This is a genomic window from Dyadobacter sp. CECT 9275 (genome assembly GCF_907164905.1).
Lineage (GTDB): Bacteria > Bacteroidota > Bacteroidia > Cytophagales > Spirosomataceae > Dyadobacter > Dyadobacter helix.
Genome location: NZ_CAJRAF010000001.1, coordinates 999,173 through 1,019,004 on the forward strand (window position 1 = coordinate 999,173; position 19,832 = coordinate 1,019,004).

Here is a 19,832-nt window from a genome sequence, read left to right on the forward strand (position 1 = left end):
GGGGGGTATTATATTTTACACTCACTTATAATCTCTGGATCATGCCGGTCAATATTCTCAATCAGGTAAAAAACTATCTCAGCTCTTCGGTTATTGATGAAATTTCATTATTTCTAAATGAAAAACCGGCTAATGTTCAACTGGCCTTTGATAAGATATTCCCGGCCCTGTTGGGCGGAGTCTTGAAAAAATCATCGGATACCTCTGGCGCGGAACAAATACAGAAAGTACTTCACAATCAGGACGAGTCGGTCTGGCTTAATAACCTTGCTGCCGTTTTGAAAGACTCGGTGGAATTCAAACGCTTTATGTCATTGGGTTCTCAGTTTGTACCTATGCTCATTGGTCGGAAAAGCAATGGTGTTATCCGTACCGTTGCTGCCATGTGCGGTATCAGAAAATCATCAGCGGTATCATTGCTAAGTCTGGGAGCCTCCGTACTTCTGGGCGTTTTAGGCAAGAATTACAAGACAAGAGGGATGGAACTTGCAGGGCTTATAGGGTTAGTAATGAGCCAGAGGAATTTTGTACTGGCGGGGTTATCTGAGGGGTTGGGCCATGTTATGAAATTTACCAGCCTGGGAGATTTTAAGGGGTCGCAGCGGGAAACATACCGGAGTGGTGTGGCGTATTATCCCAGCCATAGTTCTTCCAAAATGTTAGTCTGGGTACTGGGTGCCTTTCTAGTGGTAAGTATGATCTTATTTTTGCAAACCTGTGGAAATCGCTTCTAACCCCGAACTATACGGTTTTGGCTGGATCCTGATAAATTAATATAATGATTTGCGCTATATTTAGGAAAGATTTAACAATTTTAAGAGTTTATACTTGCAAAATCTGTTCAACTATTCAACCAAAACCGGTCCTATGAGATTTCGTTTATTTGTTATTTTCCTGATGATATCTCACAATTCTTTTGTTTCCGTGGCTCAGAAACTCTCAGCAGGTCCGCAGGTACTGACGTTCCATTCAGATTCCGACGATACCGAACAGCCCTATGGCCTATATATTCCGCAAAATTATGATGCTTCTAAAAAATACCCGCTGGTAGTAATGTTGCACGGGGCCGGGTCCAATCACAGGCTGGCATTAAGAAGGATTTTTGGCAAAAGTAATGTAGGAGATGAAACGGATGTGGAAGCTTCGCGTTATTTCCCTAAGTGGGATGATGTCGATTACGTGGTTGTGACACCCTATGCCCGCGGTACAGCCGGATACCAGGGTATTCCTGAACAAGATGTATATGACGTCCTGGCCGATGCCCGCAGGCGGTTTAATATTGACGAAAACAGGATTTACCTCACCGGGTTATCCATGGGAGGCGGAGGGACACTTTGGATAGGCCTCACCCGGCCAGACATTTGGGCGGCGATTGCTCCTGTTTGCCCGGCACCCCCTCCCGGAACCTTTGGACTTGCCGCCAACTCCTTAAATTTTCCGGTTCATTTTTTTCATGGCGATGCGGATCCAACGGTTCCGGTGGAAGGAACAAGAAAATGGGTGTCTCATTTGCAGGATATCGGCGTAGAGGTGAGTTACAAAGAGTTTGTAGATGTAAAGCATGATAGCTGGGTTAGTGCGTATGACGCTGGCTTTATATTCGAATGGTTTAAGCCGGTTGTGAGGAATCCTTTTCCCGACAAGGTTAATTTTGTAAGTAACAGATACAAGTATAACAAAGCCTATTGGGTGACCTTTGACCGTTTAAGCCAGGATAAGTATGCTGAAATAGAAGCGAAGTTTGAGGGACCCAATCGGCTCACGATCTCGACAAAGGACCTGGACGGTTTTACACTCAGGTTAAAGGGGCATCCAAAATTTATTGACGGGAAGTCTGTGGAGCTTAAACTGGATGGTACCGCGCTGATTTCCGCAGGCGACAGTCTTATCTCGTTTTCAAGAACGGCAAAAGGCTGGTCACTAAAAAGTAGAGATGTCAGAAATACGGGATTGCAGAAAGAAAAGGGTGCCGAGGGACCCATATTTGACGCCTTCTCTTCCCGCCATATCTATGTCTACGGTACGGCGGATAATCCTGACGAAACCGAACGCAAAGCCCGGATAGCCATTGCCAACCAAGCGGCCAACTGGTCGTATTACCGTGGGGACTTTCTGGGGCGTGTGATGTTTTTTCCACGGGTTCTGGCTGACAAAGATTTAAGGCCAAGTGATCTGGAGGAATCCAATCTGATTCTTTTTGGAACAAAAGAAACCAATAGTGTCATTGCCAGGCATGCTGCTGTTTTACCCATACATTTGAATAGTTCAGCCAAGGACTACGGGCTTTTTTTTATTTTCCCGTCGAATGGCCGTTATCTGGTCATTAGTTCGGGCTTGCCCTGGTGGATGGGCGCAAAGGATTTGGGCCATCCTTTTGTGCCGGTTAATCATCGAAAACTAGCGGAATTGAAAGATTTTATTCTATTCAAAGAATCTCCTGAACAGATTGTAAGTGATGGATATTTTAACTCAAACTGGAAATTGCCTGATCACTCAAGGGAGGCTATGCAGCAGTCCGGTATCATAACCGTGGCGAAGTAATCAACTCATTTAAACCGAACCAATGAATGAAAAACATCGATCAAATATCCCGCAAATCGTTTATTAAAGCGAGTGTTGCGGCACTGGCCATGCCTTTCGTTTCAAAGCTTAATATGGAGACAAAAGCGGCCTCGAAGATAGGCTTGCAGTTGTATACGCTGCGTGACGACATTGCGAAAGATATGGAAGGCACACTTAGAAAAGTAGCAGCCATAGGTTATAAAGAGATAGAACTTTATGGTTACTCCGACGGTAAGTTTTTTGGTAAAAGGGCCAAGGAACTAAGAAGTTTTCTTAAAAGTATTGGTCTCAACCCTATTAGCGGGCATTATGGCGCAGGTGTTGAAAATAGGAAGGCTATAGGAACTTTAAGTAATAGCTGGCAGCAGGCCGTGGATGATGCCGCAGAACTTGGACAGAAATATGTGAACTGCGCATATCTTACACCCAAAGAAAGAACATTGGATGGATATAAAAGTTATGTAGAGCTATTCAATAGGGCAGGTGAGGTAGCTAAAAAAGCGGGACTTCAGTTCGGGTATCATAATCACGATTTTGAATTCATGAATTTGGAAGGAATCGTGCCTTACGATATTATAGCCGGGCAAACGGACCCGAGCCTGGTGAAACTGGAACTCGATCTTTACTGGGTGGTGAAGGCGGGGATTAATCCTGTGGACTTGTTTAGGAAGTATCCGGGGCGTTTCCCGCTGTGGCATGTGAAAGATATGGAAAAAGGCCCTGAAAAATCCTATGCAGAAGTTGGAACAGGAAGTATCGATTTTGGTAAGATATTCGCGGAACGTAAGCTATCAGGTATGACACATTTTTTTGTAGAGCAGGATGTTGCAAAAATACCTGCTCTACAGGCAATTCAGATCAGTTACGACAACCTGATAAAGATGAAGGTGTAACCCGTATGAAAATATTATTGACTGCTAAAACGAAAAGACCCGGTCGCATAGCTGCCGGGTCTTCTACATTATGCAGATAAAAAAATTATTTCACTAACTGAAGCTTTAGCTCATTGAGGCGGCTTCTGAGGGATGCATCCACCTGGCGATCATTCACACGGAGCAAATACCCGCCGATCAGGCTTTCATCCAGTTTTTCTTCCAGTTCCACGGTTTTGCCTGTTGCAGACGCAACGATATCCGTGAACTGTTTTCTGAGTTCTTCATTAAGCGGAGTGGTTGTAGTCACAGTCGCTTTCTGAATACCCTGAAGATTATTATAAGCAATCAGAAACTCGTCTGCTATTGAATCCAGTATCGCCTCTCTGTTCTTTTTGGTGATAATGGTAAAAATTGCATAGGTCACCGGGTTCACTCTGGCTTCGAAAATAGATTTAAGGATACCCAATTTTTTTTCGTGACGAACCACCGGGCTTTTCAGGGCCAGCATCAAACCACGATTGTTATCGACCGTATCTTTAAATAATTTCATATCTTCATACACCGCCTCAAGAACATTCTGTTCCCTGGCAAGCTCTATGAGCGACTTGGCATATCTGGAAGCAACAATACTTACTGACATCTTAAATCAATTTTAGTAACTGTAAGGAAAGAATTAATTCAAACGGGCTGCGGAAGCTAAATCTGCAACCAGTTTTTCCTGAGCTTCTTTGTCTTTCAATTCCCTTTTCAGCACCTTTTCAGCAATTTCAATAGACAAAACAGCTACTTCGTTACGTATTTTGGCAACGGCAACCTGCTGTTCGTTACGGATTGTTTCACGAGCGCTGTCGATTATTTTCTGAGCCTCAGCGGCTGCTTTGTTTTTCGACTCGGCAATGGTACGATCAGCGGCATCTTTAGCATCTCTCAGGATACTGTCACGAACTGCATTTGCTTCAGCAATAAGTTTCTCGTTGTCTGATTTAAGCTGAGCCATTTCTGCCCTTGTTCTTTCGGCAAGATCTAACGCACCCTGTATTTCATTTTCCCGCGCTTTCAAACCACTGATAATTGGTTTCCAGGCAAACTTGGCAAGGATGAAAACGACGAGTAAAAATACTACCAGCATCCAGAAAATAAGACCTGGGTTCGGAGTAAGCAATGACATATAGTTAGATGAGTTTTAAGGTTTTAAATTTTTTATAGCGAAGATAAGATTTACTTCCGCGATGCTCTTTTTTTATTAAAATCCGTGAAAGCCTAATGCTTTCACGGGAGTTTTTTTGCCAAACCCCTGACCTAATGTCAGCGGAATATAGCTTCTACGGGGATTAAACCCGTGATACCATTAAAGCTTGAACGAAATAAGCAGACAGATAACCGCCGCGAATAACGCTACCGCTTCGATAAGAGCAGCAATGATAAGCATGGCAGTCTGGATAGCACCTGCAGCTTCTGGCTGACGAGCGATACCTTCCATTGCACTTCCACCAATCTTACCAATACCAAGACCAGCACCGATAGCAGCAAGACCAGCACCGATAGCAGCACCGAATACCGCAAGACCTGCACCACCTTGTTCGGTAGCCTGAAGCAAAATTTGAAGCAACATAATTGTATAAGATTTAATTATAATTAATAAAAAAAGAGAATGAAAAATCAATGTCCATGGTCGGCATGGTGATGCTCTTCAATAGCACTGCCGATGTACATGGATGATAAAAGTGTAAAGATAAAAGCCTGAATAAATGCAACCATTATCTCAATGAAGTTCAGAAACAAAGCGAACGCTGAAATAACCGGGGCAATCATGAAACTTTTGAATATGAAAATCAGGCCAAAAAGACTAAGCAGGATAATATGTCCGGCAGTAATGTTGGCAAACAACCGCACCATTAAAGAAAATGGTTTCATGAAAACACCGACGATCTCAACAGGTATCATAACCGGCAAGAGTGCCACAGGTACGCCGGTAGGGCGGAAAAGGTGCATGTAATAGTGTTTATTGGCATTAATATGCACAATAATAAATGTGATGACTGCTAGCGTGAGCGTCACAGCTATATTGCCCGTTACGTTGGCTGACCCCGGAAGAAGGCCCAGTATGTTATTTACCAGAATGAAAAAGAACAGCGTGAGCAGATAGGGCAAATACTTTTCGTAATTGGGACCGACATTAGGCTTAACGACATCGTCCCTGATGAACAGGATAACAACCTCCATGGCCGACTGAAAACCTTTGGGGGCTTTGCCTTTGGACTTTTTATAGGCCGATCCGATATTCACAAAAATAAGTACCAGGATAATTGCACTCAGCATCATGGAAGCTACGTTTTTCGTGATGGAAAAATCGTAAACAACCCTGCTTTCGTCCACGGGCACAATTTGTTCCGAATCACCATGAACGAGGTGGTACTCTTTGTATTCATGGTGGTCGTTATGGAAATTAGAAGAGGAAAAAACTTCCAGACCTCTGTCTGCCGAGTAAAGAATGACAGGAAGTGGAATTACCACACCATGTGTCATTTCCCATTCGTGCGAATCGGCAATGTGGTGCATGATCATTTCACCAATATTGAACTCCTCCTCATGTTTTTCAAGGTTATGTTCAATTTTGTGCTCAGCCTGGTTGATGCCTTCTGCGACATTATGGGAGTCGTGCTGTGCAGGCTCGTCGGCATACAATGGTGCAGAAAAAATGCTTGATGCTGCTACCAGTGCGGTGGTTATAAACAGTCGTAAAGGGGTATACATAAATGCTTGAAATACTATGCTTTGTCAATCGCGGCGCAAGTTACAATACAAACCATATATTTCAAAGCCAGTGTAAAATAAATAGAGTGCAAAAAAGTTGATAACGAATATAAATGAGTCAGTTAGCCCGTTATATAAAAATAACGCAATAAAAATTATACTGAGAATTAGCCTTCCTACAATTGTTGTAAGATAAAAACTGACAAATTTTTTGCTGTTATCACGCAGGCCGTATTCCATCAGCCGGTGAATGAGAAATGAGACACCGAGGAAAAATGCCAGAATGTACCATATCTGATAATGTATCCAGGCTGGGTTGAAAAAGTGTTGTACTAAAAATAATACAATTCCGATTGAAATTGTGGCGTACACGGTTCGCAACATATAATCTTTTGTAAAATTAGACTTTGGGCATGTTTCTGATAAGTAAATACAGGGAAGCCCCAATAGAGGCAAGCGAAAGTACAAGCGTCCAGACCGGTGTCCCGTTTTGCTGCCATAGGTCTATCCGATAGCCGGCATAAGTGAAAACGAGGATGGTACCCAGCATTTGCATGGCCATTCCCGAATATTTCAGAATATTGGATGAGCGTTTCGGAAAGCCATCCGGGTTGTTGCTGCGGGGTTCCTTCATGTGCGTCTTTCGAAAATATAGGTAAAGTTGCGTCTATTTTTGTAAATGGCGTTATCTTCGATACGTATTTGAAAAAAATACCGTTTTAGGGATACCCGGCGAAAAATCAAATTTAAAATCCCCGTCAGTGATCAGTCGAAGCCTATCATATTTTCTGTCTGTAATTTACGTCCTCTTAATTACCTGTTGTTTTAGTGCTTGTTCACAATACAGCAGCAGGCCCGGCGCAGTTACCTTTCATAACGTATCGTCGCGGTACAACGCTTATTTTATAGCAGAGCAGGATTTGAACGAGGCTGAGTTCACGATGAAAAAAGCTTACCGTGAGGATTACAACCAACTGGTACCGATCCTGTATCCAATGGACTCTGTCCTTTCACAATCGGTAAAACCCCAGCTCCTTGATGCCATTAAAAAGGCGTCCATCGTGGCAGAAAAACATCAGAATAGCAAATGGCTGGACAACAGTTACATCATTTTAGGGAAATCGAGGCTTTATCTGGGAGAATGGGCGGATGGTCTGGAGGCACTTCGTTATGTGTACGCCAACGGCAAGGATGAGAGTGATAAAAATGATGCACTTATTTTGTTAATGCGTGCCTATATCATTAAAAAGGATTTTTCGAATGCCCTGGGTGTAGCCGAGTACCTGAGTGGGCAGGCCATGAAAAAGGCTTCTATCAAAAACTTTTACCTTACCAAAGCCTATCTGCACCAGCAAAATGGAGAGTACCTCACCTCCGTTGCTATTCTGGAAGAGACTTTCCCGCTTCTGGAGAAATCGCCGGAAACAGCCCGGATTCATTTTGCGGCTGCGCAGATGTATGACAAAATGGGGCAATATGCTTTGGCCAACAAACATTATAAGAGTGTGAGCCGGAACAAACCCGGATATGACCTTGGGTTTTATTCATCCATGAATTCTCTTCAGAACCGTGTTTTTTTAAATCCCAAAACAGATCTTTCTTCCATTGGCTTCAATAAAATGCTTCGGGATCGTAAGAATGAAGACCTGAAAGACAGGATTTATTTTACTATGGGGCTGCTGGCCGAACACAGGAAGGAAATACCTAAGGCATTGGATTACTTGCAAAAGGCGGTTGCATCCGGCGGGAAAAATCAAGTCCAAAAGGCCTATACGTATCTTCAGCTGGCCCGTATTAATTACGAATCCCTCGAAAGGTTTGACCTCTCAAAAGCTTATTACGATAGTGCGCTGACTGTACTTCCGAGTGAAGTTCCTGAGTACCGGTTAGTTTCGGATAGAAAGAAAGCATTAGATGCCTTTGTAACACAGTTTAACATTGTGTACGCTGAGGACAGCCTTCAGAAACTGGCGCAGTTGAATCCGGCTGCTCTGGATAACCGGATTGATCAGATCATAGAAGAGAAAGAGAGAGCCCGGATTGAGCAGGAAAAAAAAGCAAAGGCTGATCTGGCCAAAGCGAAGAACACCGGTTCACCGATCGCTTTGGCTCCGTCGGGACCTATTGGTATCGGAAATGAACGGCGGTGGGAGCTTTACGATGCTGCTCTTGTGAATCAGGGTAAGATTGAGTTCCGCCGGACCTGGGGGAACCGGGTTCTTGAAGATAACTGGAGAAGAAGTACTAAACAGGCTCAGGTAATTGCTGCTAATAACCCTGTAGCTGTTGATTCGGTTGCTAAAAGCGAGCCTGTTGAAGAAGTAATGACCAAAGGCAGCCCGGCGTGGATGGCTTTGCATGAAACTTTAAAGAAAAATATCCCGCTCACCGAAGCGCAGCTGCTCGATTCCCGGAAAAGAAAAGAAGATGCGCTGTATAATCTTGGTAAAATTTACAGGTTTGACCTCAAGGAACCTGTGCCCTCGGTAGCAACTTTCAAGCGGTTGTTAAATGAATTTCCGAATACTCAGTATAAAGATGAAATTTACTATCTTCTATACCTTACACTGGAAGATACCTCTCCTGATAAGCTAACGTGGCGTTCCAAACTGCTCAATGAGTTCCCCAATTCGACATACGCCCGGCTGGTCAGTGATAAAGCTGCGGAGAGCAGAGAAGCGGCCGGGGCCAATAACCCGCTGAAGGCCTACGAGGATGCTTATATGCTTTATTCAAAAGGGGAATTTAACAAGGCACTGGAAGATGTTGAGAAAAATTTACCGGCATACAAAGGAAGTATCATGGAAGACAAATTTGCCCTTCTGAGAGTTTTTATGATAGGTAAAGTACGCGGTAAGGAAGCTTATACCCAGGCTATTGGAGAGTTTATCCGGCTTTACCCGAATAGTATATACTTGCCACGCCTCAAGGAAATGCAGGAACTCGGCACATTATCGGCCGGAAAGAGATAATGCCTGTAAATTGTATTTTTGTTTTTTAATTTAGAAAAGTCGCCCCACATATGTTTGAATTGCAACCAGGAAAATACCGTCGCAGTATTCTCCGATTATGGCGGTTTGCCGGAATCGGACTGGGATTGATTATTTTATATCTGATAGCTGTAAGCTATAATTTCCTGTGGCTTTTCGGCGGAATGCCGGACCTGAAAACACTGGAGAATCCTAAAAGTGAGCTTGCTTCCGAGCTAATATCTGAAGATGGTAAATCTCTGGGTAAATACTTTTTCGAAAACCGTACACCTATTGATATTGGGCAGGTCTCTCCCAACCTGATTGAAGCGCTTGTAGCCACTGAGGATGCCCGTTTTGTAAATCATTCGGGAATAGATGCCAGAAGCTTGCTGCGGGTTGTAAAGGGTCTGATTTCTGCAAATTCCAGTTCAGGAGGTGGTAGCACACTTACGCAGCAGGTTGCCAAAAACCTCTTCAATACCCGTTCTGAGGAATATGAAGGACTTTTGGGTAAAATTCCGCTGGTCCGGATCGTGATCGCGAAAACAAAGGAATGGATGCTTGCTGTGATATTGGAACGGAAATATACCAAGCAGGAGATCATGCAGATGTATCTGAACACGGTATCTTTTGGGAACAATACTTATGGCATCAAAGTAGCGGCTAAAACCTATTTCAACCGGGAAGCATCCGATCTCACGGTCAATGAGGCTGCCCTGCTTGTGGGGATGCTGCAGAACCCTACCTTGTACAATCCGCTCAGATTTCCGACCAACGCACTTAACCGCAGAAATACTGTATTGGCCCAAATGGTTAAATACGAATATCTGCCGGAAGACAAATTCGAAGATTATAAGTCAAAACCGCTGGGCCTTAATTTTACGGTGGATAGCCATAATACGGGGTTGGCGCCCTATTTCCGTGAGTCGATGCGGGGGTATCTCAAAAGCTGGGTGAAATTATATAATGAGGAGCATGGCCGAAACTTTGACCTCTACACCAGCGGACTCAGAATTTACACTACCATTGACTCTCGTATGCAACAGTATCAGGAAGAGGCTGTTACGCAGCACATGAAGGAACAGCAACGCCTTTTTGACGAGCATTGGAAAGGGAGAAACCCTTGGGTTTTTGACAATGGGAAAGAAATGCCTGGTTTTATTGACAGGGCGGTCAGAAGCTCCGCGCATTTTATTGCTCTCAAAAACGAGGTAGGAGAAGAAGAAGCATGGAAAGTAATGAGAAGGCCTTATCAGATGAAGGTTTTTTCCTGGGATGGAGAAAAAACGGTTACCATGAGCCCCATAGATTCCATCAAGTACTATAAAAGATTGTTGCGGATCGGTATGATGTCAATGGATCCCCGCAATGGGCGTGTGAAGGCGTGGGTAGGTGGTATTAATTTTAAATACCTTAAATATGATCACGTTAAACAAGGAAAGAGACAGCCCGGATCAACATTCAAGCCTTTTGTTTACCTTTCAGCGCTGGACAAAAACTTTCTTACTCCCTGTGATCATTTAACCGATGCGCCTGTTTATTTCGGGCCGGAGGAAGGCGCTTATGGTGGATGGACGCCGAAAAACTCTAATAACAAATACTCCTATCAGAGCTTATCATTGAGACAGGCTTTGGGGAAATCTGTAAATACCATCAGTGCTCAGATCATGAAAATGGTTAAACCGAAGGCCGTTGTGGAGTATGCGCACAAGCTTGGTATTACTACTCCGTTAAAAGAGGTTCCATCACTTTGCCTCGGTATCAGTGAAGTTTCGGTGTATGATATGGTGGGAGCATACTGCTCGTTTGCAAATGGGGGGCATCGTGCTGAACCCATGACCATACTGAAGATCGAAGATAGGGATGGTAATCTTTTGCAGGAGTTTTATCCAAAGCAGAACCAGGAGATCAGTGCCAATATGGCGTATGACATGCTGTATCTGATGCGAGGTGCCGTGGAAGACCCGGGTGGTACTGCGGGCAGGTTGAGGCAGTATGGCGTGACGGAGGGAAATGAAATTGCTGCGAAAACTGGTACTACTTCCAATTATTCGGATGGATGGTTTATGGGAATGACGCAAAACCTGGTGTCGGGAGTTTGGGTGGGAGGTGAAGACCGGAGCATACACTTTCGTACCATGGCGCTGGGGCAGGGGGGGCGTATCGCTATGCCTGCCTGGGGGCTTTTCATGCAAAAGGTTTATAATGACCCGACACTTCAGCAATATCGCAAAGGACCGTTTAACAAACCTGAAAATTATATCCGCGACTGCGGCAAGGTTCAGTCGGACAGCACAGATACTTACATACCTCCTTCCCGTTCCGATGACGAGGGGGTTTTATTTTAATACAAAATCAGTTACCCAACTCACAGGTGAACTTACTTATTGCTCCAGATAAATTTAGAGGATCCCTGGATGCCGCTGAAGTCATAGAGGCGGCATCCGAAGGTGCTTTAGCTGCTTTGCCTTCCATACGTATTTCTTCCGTGCCATTGGCCGATGGTGGCGAGGGTACGATGGAGATACTGACCCAACAGGCTCAGGGGGAATACGTTTCGGTTGGAGTGCAGGATCCGTTGGGGCGGGCAATTGTGGCCAGTTATGGTTTTTCTGCCATTACGGAAACCGCATTTATCGAAATGGCGGCTGCATCTGGTCTCAGTCTGCTTCGCAAAAGTGAGCAGGATCCTATGCGTACGAGCACTTTTGGTACAGGCCAGCTTATTCTGGATGCATTGGATAAAAAGGCTAAAAAGATTTTATTGGGAATAGGAGGCAGCGCTACTACGGACGGGGGGATAGGAATGGCGGCCGCCTTGGGTTATCAATTCCTGGATGAAAACGGGCAGATACTTGACCCTGTAGGAGCTGCTTTGAATAAGATAAAAAAATTTGATACTACGCAGGTTGACAGGAGAATTTTCGATACATCCTTTGTAATAGCGTGCGACGTTACCAATCCGTTATATGGCAAGAGCGGCGCAGCTTTTGTATATGGGCCGCAGAAAGGAGCTGGCCCGGAAACGGTTGTTGTTCTGGATAACGGGCTGATAAATCTTGCGGAAGTGGCCTGTACAACCTTCGGGAACGACGTGAGTAATTTCCCGGGAGCAGGAGCAGCCGGAGGTTTGGGAGCAGGATGTATGTGGTTTCTGAGGGGTGTTTTAAGAGAAGGGGTCGGGATAGTGATGGAACAATGTGATATGGCCACTCTGATACAACAGGCAGACCTGGTCATAACCGGGGAAGGGAAGGTGGATGAACAAACCCTTCAGGGAAAAGTAGTGAAAGGCCTCGCTGCTTTGTGCCAGCAGCATGAAGTCCCGCTTGCGGTACTTTGCGGTACCCTGTTGATATCCCCCGAGCAAGCCCGAGATGCCGGGATCACCTATGCATTATCAGTTATTAACCGACCAATGGACCTTGACACCGCGCAAAATGAAGCCCATGCGCTGGTAAGGGACGCAACTTTTCATTTGGTTAGTTTGTTTTCTACTATCAGTGGAAAATAAAAGGATTGTGAAACAGGTATCTAATTCGCGCGGCAAAACGCTCGGCAATCTATTATTTCTTCCCGGTCAATCATTCTGAAAAATTAAGAAAGTGCCTGAATTTAATTATAAAGATGAGTTAGTAAAAATTCCTCTTGATCCGGGGGTTTACCGATATTTTGATGAAAAGGGAGAGGTCATATATGTTGGTAAGGCAAAAAGTCTAAGAAACAGAGTTTCCAGTTATTTCCTGAAATCCAATCAGCACGACCGTAAGACAAAGCGTTTGGTAAGCCAGATCAACCGTATCGAATATACAATCGTACTGAGTGAGTGGGATGCGCTGTTATTGGAGAACCAGCTTATTAAACAGCTTCAGCCCAAATTCAATATTCTTCTTAAGGATGATAAGACCTATCCCTTCATCTGCATTACCGATGAACTTTTCCCGCAGGTATATGTAACGCGCAATCTGGACAGGAAGAAGGGGACCTATTATGGCCCGTTTGCCAATCTGAGGTCGATGCACACCTTGCTGGATATGTTCAAAGCCTTGTATACTATCCGGTCGTGCCAGTTGCCTCTTACAAAGCCAAATATCGAAGCAGGGAAGTTTAAGGTATGTCTGGAATACCATATCGGCAATTGTAAGGGCCCTTGCGAGGGCCTTCAGTCGGCAGAGGATTACAATGTGGAAATTGATCTGGTACATCATATCCTCAAAGGAAATTTGTCTTTTCCACAACAGTACTTTAAAGATAAAATGCTGAAGGCTGCGGAAGAAATGGCTTTTGAACAGGCGCATTCCTGGAAAACGAAGATTGAGCATCTGTCTAATTTTCAAAGCAAAGCAACGGTTATTAATCCCCGCATCGGTAATGTGGATGTGCTGACGATCGTGTCGGATGAGGAGTCGGCTTATCTCAACTTCATGAAAATTAAAGAGGGGTATATGATCGCCACACAAACTTTTGAGGTTAAGAAAAAACTGGATGAAAGCGATACCGAAATCCTGACGATGATGATCGTTGAAATGAGGGAAACCTATGGAAATGATGCCAAAGAACTGATTTCCAATCTTAAGCCTGATCTGGACATGAAGCTGGATATTGTAGTGCCGCAGATTGGTGATAAAAAGAAACTTCTGGATATGTCCATGAAAAATGTGATGCATTTCAGGCGTGAAAAGGCGGAGCGCAGAGAAGTAGAGGCATCAGCAACTTCATCGAAGAAAGACAGGATTTTGATCCGGCTAAAATCAGACCTCCAGCTTAAGACCCTGCCCAGGCACATCGAGTGTTTTGATAACTCCAACATTCAGGGTACCAACCCCGTGGCGGCTATGGTTTGTTTCAAAGATGGAAAACCGTCCAAAAAGGACTATCGCCATTTTAATATCAAAACCGTTATTGGACCCAATGACTTTGCCTCTATGAATGAGGTGGTGGGGCGGAGATACCTCCGGATGATAGCGGAAAATCAGCCATTGCCGGATCTTATTGTTGTGGATGGAGGCAAGGGGCAGCTTGGTGCCGCCTGTGACGCGCTGAAAGACCTTGGCCTTTACGGACAGGTACCTATTATAGGTATTGCCAAGAGGCTGGAAGAAATCTATTTCCCGGAAGATTCTCTACCGCTCTATATTGACAAAAAGTCTGAATCCCTGAAGCTTATCCAGCAGATACGGGATGAAGCCCACCGTTTTGGTATTACTTTTCACCGGGATAAAAGGAGCAAAAGCAGCCTGATCAGCGAACTTGAAGGGGTCGAAGGGATTGGCAAAATTACCGCAACCAAATTACTGAAGTACTTTGGCTCTGTGAAGGCAATACGTGAAAGTTCGGTAGAGAAACTCACGGAAGTGGTGGGCGCTGCAATGGCGGCTAAACTGCGTGCATATTTTGACACAATGGCAAACTAGGGATTTTTGCCTATGTTTTTTCCGGCTACAAATCCGGTTGTCCAGGCATTCTGAAAATTAAAACCTCCTGTTATACCGTCTACATCCAGTACTTCTCCTGCGAAAAACAGGCCTGGGACAACTTTGCTTTCCAAGGTTTGAGGGTCAATATCATCAAGAGCAATACCTCCGCATGTCACGAATTCTTCCTTAAAGGTAGTCTTGCCCTTTACTTCAAACAGACTATTCGTCAGTAACTCAACCAGCCGGTTCAGAGCCTTGGTACTGGCATCCACCCATCGGAGTGTTTCAGTTATCCCGGATTTTTCAACAAATTCTTTCCACAGTCTTGCTGGAATACCGAATCTGGCATGGGAGGCAATCTGTTGCTTAGGAGTCTGAATTTTTTCGTTGAGTAAATAATCCCTTACCTTTTGTTCGTTAAGGTCTGGCAGCCAGTTGATGCGGCATGTAAAGTGATACTGCTTTTCGGCCAGATATCTTGCCCCCCAGGACGAAAGCTTTAAAACCGCTGGTCCGCTGAAACCCCAGTGTGTGATCAGCAACGGGCCACGCCATTCCAGCTTTGTGCCCGAAATTCTCACCAGGCAATCCGTTATGGAAACACCGGCAAGATGTGGCAGGCCGTTTTCGGGAACATTAAAAGTGAATAAGGAAGGGAGAGGTGCTATGATTTTATGACGATGCTCGCTCAGCCAGTCGAACCCCGTGATCCGGGGATAACCGCCACATGCGACCAGAATTTTCTGCGCCTCGATCATTTCACCGGAATCCGTTTTGATCAGGAAACTGGATAGCCCATTCACAGGAGAAAGGGAAAAAGAATCAACTCCAGTACTGGTTCGGACTTCAATACCGGCTTTCTTCGCTTCCCGAAGCAGGCATTCTATGATGGTATGAGAGGAATCTGTAACCGGGAACATACGCCCGTCTGGCTCGGTTTTGAGTTTTACCCCTCGCTGTTCGTACCATTTTACCGTGTCTGATGCGTCAAACTGGGTAAATAGTTTTCGTAAGAGTTTTTCCCCACGGGGATAATTTTTGACAAAAAAACGCATGTCAGACGGATCGTACGTGACGTTACAGCGGCCGCCTCCGGAAATACGGACTTTATTAAGTACCGATCGGTTTTTTTCAAGAATTGTAATTTTGACATTCGGGTATGTCTCAGCTGTAGTAATTGCTGCCATAAAGCCCGCGGCCCCCCCGCCAATGATTACAATATGCATAGTCTGAATCTGAGGATAATTTTACAAAAATGATCACTTAGGCAGGATAACTGCAAATTGTTTTTACATCTTCCTCAGATAATGGTCATTTTCCTTTTCGATCAGCAAAAAATTTCGAGCGCTGAGCCTTTGTTGATTTTTGGTAATTGTGCTTTTACTCAAGCATTTGAAGGAAGAAGCCGCAAGTAATGCAAGGAGAGGCCGGATCGGGTAATAAAGTTTGAAATGGAGTGACGATTATTTTTTAACTTTGTACCTCACTCGAAACGCACTAAAAGAATTTCATTATGAAGTACCAGCTTACATCGCAACAAATTGCATCCAAGGTTGCCGGAGAAACAGTTATACTCAACTACGCTAAAGGTTCCTATTATGGTTTGGATGAAGTTGGTGTTTTGGTCTGGGATAATCTGGAAAGAGGCCCTCAGACTTTGGATTCGCTCTGCGAGGCGGTTACCGCAGAATATGAAATTGATGGCGATACCTGCCGAAACGATGTAGCGCTGCTGTTAAAGGAGTTGGTGGAAGAGAGCCTTGTAAAAGAAACTGAATAGCTCTTTGGGAAAGTTATCTAGGTACTGGAATCGGTGGGTAGCACTGTCAGTTTTTGGGAAGCTTACGTTTCTGAAAGCAGTAGCTGTTTTACTTGTTGTCAAAACAGGCCTGACGTTTTTACCTTTCGGGACGTTCAGAAAGATATTTGCCTGGTTTTCCAGGCCTTCGGGGATCTCCGGGTATTCAGACGCGCAGATAGATGAGGTGGTGTGGAGCGTGAAAACTGCTGCGAATTTGTTGCCGGTAACTTTACTTTGCCTGCCGCGTGCACTGGCTGCAAAATACCTGTTGAAAAACGAGGCCTCGTTAACGTTACAGATCGGGGTGGAAATCAATAGTCAAAAAGCTTTCGAGGCGCATGCCTGGGTTGAAAAAAATGGGCTGATCATCATAGGTGACTGGCCCGAATCCGTATCATATCATCGCCTCTGGGCTTGGGAATGATACTCGTCCAAAACATTCAGATGTATTTTTATAGAGCTTTCGGACTAAACATACACGCACAAATAGAATTACCGGAATTATCTCCTTCGGATAACTTGGCGCCGGTTGATCTCATGATTGAAATCGGGCAGGTCATTTTGCCCAAAACCAGGAAAACCAGGATATACAGAAGAGGGATCCGGGCTGATTTTGGTTCTGACGACCAACAAAATATTTTTTTACACTGGGAGGGAGTCGCCGACTATCAGGCTATTGACGGACACAAACTATTGATAGCCCCAGCCACAGAAGACAAAAATTTACTCAGTCTTTTTACCGTTAGCGAAGCGCTGGGGCTGATCCTGTTTCAGAGAGGCTTGTTTTTACTTCATGCAAGTGCTGTAAAGGTAGGGGACAGGGCTTGGTGTTTTATGGGTAACCCTGGGGCTGGGAAATCAACAACCGCCGCGGCATTCCTGAAAAGCGGGCATCGATTACTAAGCGATGATCTTACGGCCATTACGTTTGATAAGGACGGACAGGCTTTTATAGTTCCGGCTTATCCTCAGTTAAAAATTTGGGACAATACCGTTTCTGGATTAAACTATGATCCTAAAACTCTGGAACCGGTAAGTGAAGGTGTCAACAAGTATTCCTTTCAGCCCAGAACGCATTTTTCGCATGAACCTGTCAGGCTTGGGCATATAATCTTTTTGCATAAGGCCAAAAACAAGCCTGCAAAAGAAGAGTTGGGCCCAGCGAAGGTACCAATAGAGTTGTTAAAGAATTTTCCATTACCTGCTGGAATTCTAAAGGGAAATCTATTGAAGAATCACTTCTTGCAAAGCTTCCAGTGTGCCCGGTCGGCGAGGCTCTGGAGCAAAAGAAGGCCGAAATCATTTGACGATCTGGAGTCATGGGCCAAGTCTCCTGATACCTTCTAGGCAATGGCAAAGGATAAAGCGCTCTCCCGTGAACTAGCTTTTCTGACAGCCGTATGTCTGGATATCCCTCCAGACCCGGACAGGTACCCGGCAGATATGAACCGGTTGAAAAAAATGGCACGCTGGCACGGTCTCCGGCCTCTGGTGCTGGACTACATCATCCGGCATAAAATTGATATTCCCTTTATTGAGGAGCTCAAAGCGGATTGCCGGGATACTGCATTTTTCAATCTCATTATGGTCAGGGAACTGACTTCCTTGCAGGAGCTCATGTCCAGGAAAGGGGTAGATTGTTACGCTTACAAAGGTAGCTTCTGGTCCGACTGGCTTTATGACGATATTTCCCTACGCGAGTACGGCGACATCGATTTACTCGTACCGGAAAAGTCGGTGATGGATTGTCTGCGCAGCATCACGCTAGAGGCAGGCTATAAACCTGATGATTACCGTACGTATCTTCTTGATAGGCAAAATACCAGAAACGCTTTTTTTAGAACGGATTACCATATCCCGATGATAAAGGCACAAGGGGAGTATCCTATTACGCTGGAAGTTCACTGGCGCAATGCATACCCCCGTTTGTCTTTTGAGTTCCCATCCTCTGAATGGCGGAGATACTCAAAAAGTTACCGGATAAGGGATTCGGTTATCAGAGGCTTTACCAATGAATACCAGTTGCTCCTCCTGCTTGTCCATCATTCAGGAAAAGAAGAGTGGGAAAAACTAAAATATATTGCAGATTTTGCAAGGTATATGAAAAAGTATGGGGCGGATACAGATTGGCCGCTTGTTTTCGAACTGGCAAAGCGAAAGGGGATTTACTGGCTTCTTCAATCCGGATTTGAAATATTGCAAGCGCTTGGGCTGGAATGGCGGGCAGAGTGGCCAGCCATAGACCAGAGAGGAGCGTGGGAGCTGCCTGGTAAATTGGTTGATCATTGGGAGGCTATGCCTCCTCAAAAAGCAAATTCAACCTGGGCATACTTTAAAAATGGGATCCGTTCACGTGATGGGTTTTACCACAGGCGAAAAGTACTTCAGGCGCATCTGAAATACTTCTCGGAATGGTCATTGTTGTGGCAAAAAACAAAATGGTATGGCAAAAACGGGGCTTAACGTAATTGCACGCGGATGGTTCCCGTTATGGCTTGTCCCGGCCCCAATATATTGAGTCCTTGTGAGTTGTTGAAGGAATCCACATTTCCAGTCAGCGCTTCAATGGCTACACAATCTCTAGCTGGCGGTGTGTAAACAACCAGAAAGTTAAATTTTCCCTCGCCTGTTTCCTGTTCAATGTGCAGGGTAACATCCTGATTATCTGACCTTAGTTCCGTTGTTGCTATTTGCTGGTTGCTTTTTACAACAAAACAATTATCAAGTACTTTCCGGAAAAGCGGTGTGGATCCCTGAAATGGGTAGGCTGATGTTCCCGTTGGAATCTGATTATCATCAAAATCCACGATGGTATCCGACGGAATATTGATTTTCCAGGCATCGGCATCTTCGTTTCCGAGCTCAAAATACGGATGCCACCCAAACATAACCGGACATGGCTGTGCTCCGGCATTCATGGCTTCATAGGTTAGGGAGAATGTGCCCTCTGTACTGAGGCTGTACAGTACAGAAAACTGAACATTAAAAGGATATCCCTCGGGTTGGTCAAGATGATAGCTTAGTTTAATAGCGGCACCTTCGGAGGAAATAGACTGTTCGGTCAGTTGAAACTGATTTTTTCTGACAAGCCCGTGAATGGCATTTTTATTTCCCGTTTCATTTTTTGCCAACTGATATTCTTTTCCAAGAAATTTATATTTACCGTCGGGGATACGGCTTGCAAAGGGGAATAAGAGTTCGCTGGCGCTTTGTGTATCATCTTTCAGGGACTGTGGCGTAGGGGGTGTTTTAAGCAGTGAAAACAAGGTAACTCCTTTTCGTAAAGATAGCTGCCTCACAATGCCTCCCAGTTCGGGAACCACCACAAACCTGTTGCCCGTGGAAGGTTGCTGGATCACATATTCAGTTAAATCTCCAAACTGTTGTCTGAGAATTTCAAAAGCCATATTGCTGTTTTTCATTAAAAGATGATACGAAAAGTAAAAATAAA

General features: G+C 44.7%; 18 protein-coding genes. 11 read left to right on the forward strand and 7 right to left on the reverse strand.

Annotated features, from left to right (window positions below; genetic code table 11):
* Positions 1–41 precede the first annotated feature (41 nt).
* From KOE27_RS04070 to KOE27_RS04080, 3 genes are all read left to right on the forward strand, one after another.
* Complete coding sequence (locus KOE27_RS04070; protein ID WP_215237562.1) at positions 42–734, forward strand: DUF937 domain-containing protein; 693 nt, start codon at positions 42–44, stop codon at positions 732–734.
* A gap of 133 nt (positions 735–867) precedes the next feature.
* A complete protein-coding gene (locus tag KOE27_RS04075) occupies positions 868–2,541 on the forward strand; it encodes a carboxylesterase family protein (RefSeq protein WP_215237563.1) in 1,674 nt (557 codons plus the stop codon).
* Between the two features lie 26 nt (positions 2,542–2,567).
* Positions 2,568–3,455 (forward strand): sugar phosphate isomerase/epimerase family protein, encoded by an 888-nt coding sequence (locus KOE27_RS04080; RefSeq protein WP_215237564.1) that lies wholly within the window; start codon positions 2,568–2,570, stop codon positions 3,453–3,455.
* A gap of 85 nt (positions 3,456–3,540) precedes the next feature.
* Here KOE27_RS04080 and atpH read toward each other — a convergent pair whose 3' ends face one another.
* The 5 genes from atpH to KOE27_RS04105 form a co-directional block, all read right to left on the reverse strand.
* Positions 3,541–4,077: an ATP synthase F1 subunit delta gene (atpH, locus tag KOE27_RS04085; protein WP_215237565.1), complete on the reverse strand. Its 537-nt coding sequence runs from the start codon at positions 4,075–4,077 to the stop codon at positions 3,541–3,543.
* Between the two features lie 33 nt (positions 4,078–4,110).
* Positions 4,111–4,605 (reverse strand): F0F1 ATP synthase subunit B, encoded by a 495-nt coding sequence (gene atpF, locus KOE27_RS04090; protein WP_229252631.1) that lies wholly within the window; start codon positions 4,603–4,605, stop codon positions 4,111–4,113.
* A gap of 180 nt (positions 4,606–4,785) precedes the next feature.
* A complete protein-coding gene (gene atpE, locus KOE27_RS04095; RefSeq protein WP_090335138.1) occupies positions 4,786–5,049 on the reverse strand; it encodes an ATP synthase F0 subunit C in 264 nt (87 codons plus the stop codon).
* A 47-nt stretch (positions 5,050–5,096) separates the two neighbouring features.
* Positions 5,097–6,191 carry a F0F1 ATP synthase subunit A gene (atpB, locus tag KOE27_RS04100; protein ID WP_215237566.1) on the reverse strand — a complete coding sequence of 365 codons (1,095 nt, stop codon included), beginning with the start codon at positions 6,189–6,191 and terminating at the stop codon, positions 5,097–5,099.
* A gap of 400 nt (positions 6,192–6,591) precedes the next feature.
* On the reverse strand, positions 6,592–6,825 hold the full coding sequence (locus KOE27_RS04105) for an AtpZ/AtpI family protein (protein WP_215237567.1): 234 nt from the start codon (positions 6,823–6,825) through the stop codon (positions 6,592–6,594).
* A 127-nt stretch (positions 6,826–6,952) separates the two neighbouring features.
* On the opposite strand from KOE27_RS04105, the gene porW reads away from it, so the two are divergent.
* From porW to uvrC, 4 genes are all read left to right on the forward strand, one after another.
* Positions 6,953–9,163 (forward strand): type IX secretion system periplasmic lipoprotein PorW/SprE, encoded by a 2,211-nt coding sequence (gene porW / locus KOE27_RS04110; RefSeq protein WP_215237568.1) that lies wholly within the window; start codon positions 6,953–6,955, stop codon positions 9,161–9,163.
* A gap of 50 nt (positions 9,164–9,213) precedes the next feature.
* On the forward strand, positions 9,214–11,511 hold the full coding sequence (locus tag KOE27_RS04115; protein WP_215237569.1) for a penicillin-binding protein 1A: 2,298 nt from the start codon (positions 9,214–9,216) through the stop codon (positions 11,509–11,511).
* Positions 11,512–11,537: 26 nt separating this feature from the next.
* Positions 11,538–12,677 (forward strand): glycerate kinase, encoded by a 1,140-nt coding sequence (locus tag KOE27_RS04120; protein ID WP_215237570.1) that lies wholly within the window; start codon positions 11,538–11,540, stop codon positions 12,675–12,677.
* 91 nt (positions 12,678–12,768) lie between these two features.
* Positions 12,769–14,577, forward strand: coding sequence for an excinuclease ABC subunit UvrC (gene uvrC / locus KOE27_RS04125; protein WP_215237571.1), 1,809 nt, complete (start codon positions 12,769–12,771; stop codon positions 14,575–14,577).
* On the opposite strand, the gene KOE27_RS04130 is transcribed toward uvrC, so the two are convergent.
* Positions 14,574–15,806 (reverse strand): BaiN/RdsA family NAD(P)/FAD-dependent oxidoreductase, encoded by a 1,233-nt coding sequence (locus KOE27_RS04130; RefSeq protein ID WP_215237572.1) that lies wholly within the window; start codon positions 15,804–15,806, stop codon positions 14,574–14,576. The genes uvrC and KOE27_RS04130 overlap by 4 nt on opposite strands.
* Before the next feature lie 287 nt (positions 15,807–16,093).
* On the opposite strand from KOE27_RS04130, the gene KOE27_RS04135 reads away from it, so the two are divergent.
* The 4 genes from KOE27_RS04135 to KOE27_RS04150 are packed head-to-tail and all read left to right on the forward strand — an operon-like array spanning position 16,094 to position 18,844.
* Entirely contained in the window at positions 16,094–16,360 is a 267-nt protein-coding gene (locus KOE27_RS04135) for a PqqD family protein (protein ID WP_215237573.1), read from the forward strand.
* Between the two features lie 4 nt (positions 16,361–16,364).
* Positions 16,365–16,805, forward strand: a complete 441-nt coding sequence (locus tag KOE27_RS04140) for a lasso peptide biosynthesis B2 protein (protein WP_215237574.1) — start codon at positions 16,365–16,367, stop codon at positions 16,803–16,805.
* A gap of 20 nt (positions 16,806–16,825) precedes the next feature.
* Positions 16,826–17,728 (forward strand): phosphoenolpyruvate carboxykinase (ATP), encoded by a 903-nt coding sequence (locus KOE27_RS04145; RefSeq protein ID WP_229252633.1) that lies wholly within the window; start codon positions 16,826–16,828, stop codon positions 17,726–17,728.
* A 3-nt stretch (positions 17,729–17,731) separates the two neighbouring features.
* Entirely contained in the window at positions 17,732–18,844 is a 1,113-nt protein-coding gene (locus KOE27_RS04150; RefSeq protein WP_215237576.1) for a nucleotidyltransferase domain-containing protein, read from the forward strand.
* On the opposite strand, the gene KOE27_RS04155 is transcribed toward KOE27_RS04150, so the two are convergent.
* Positions 18,841–19,788: an aldose 1-epimerase gene (locus tag KOE27_RS04155; RefSeq protein WP_215237577.1), complete on the reverse strand. Its 948-nt coding sequence runs from the start codon at positions 19,786–19,788 to the stop codon at positions 18,841–18,843. The genes KOE27_RS04150 and KOE27_RS04155 overlap by 4 nt on opposite strands.
* Between the last annotated feature and the right edge of the window lie 44 nt (positions 19,789–19,832).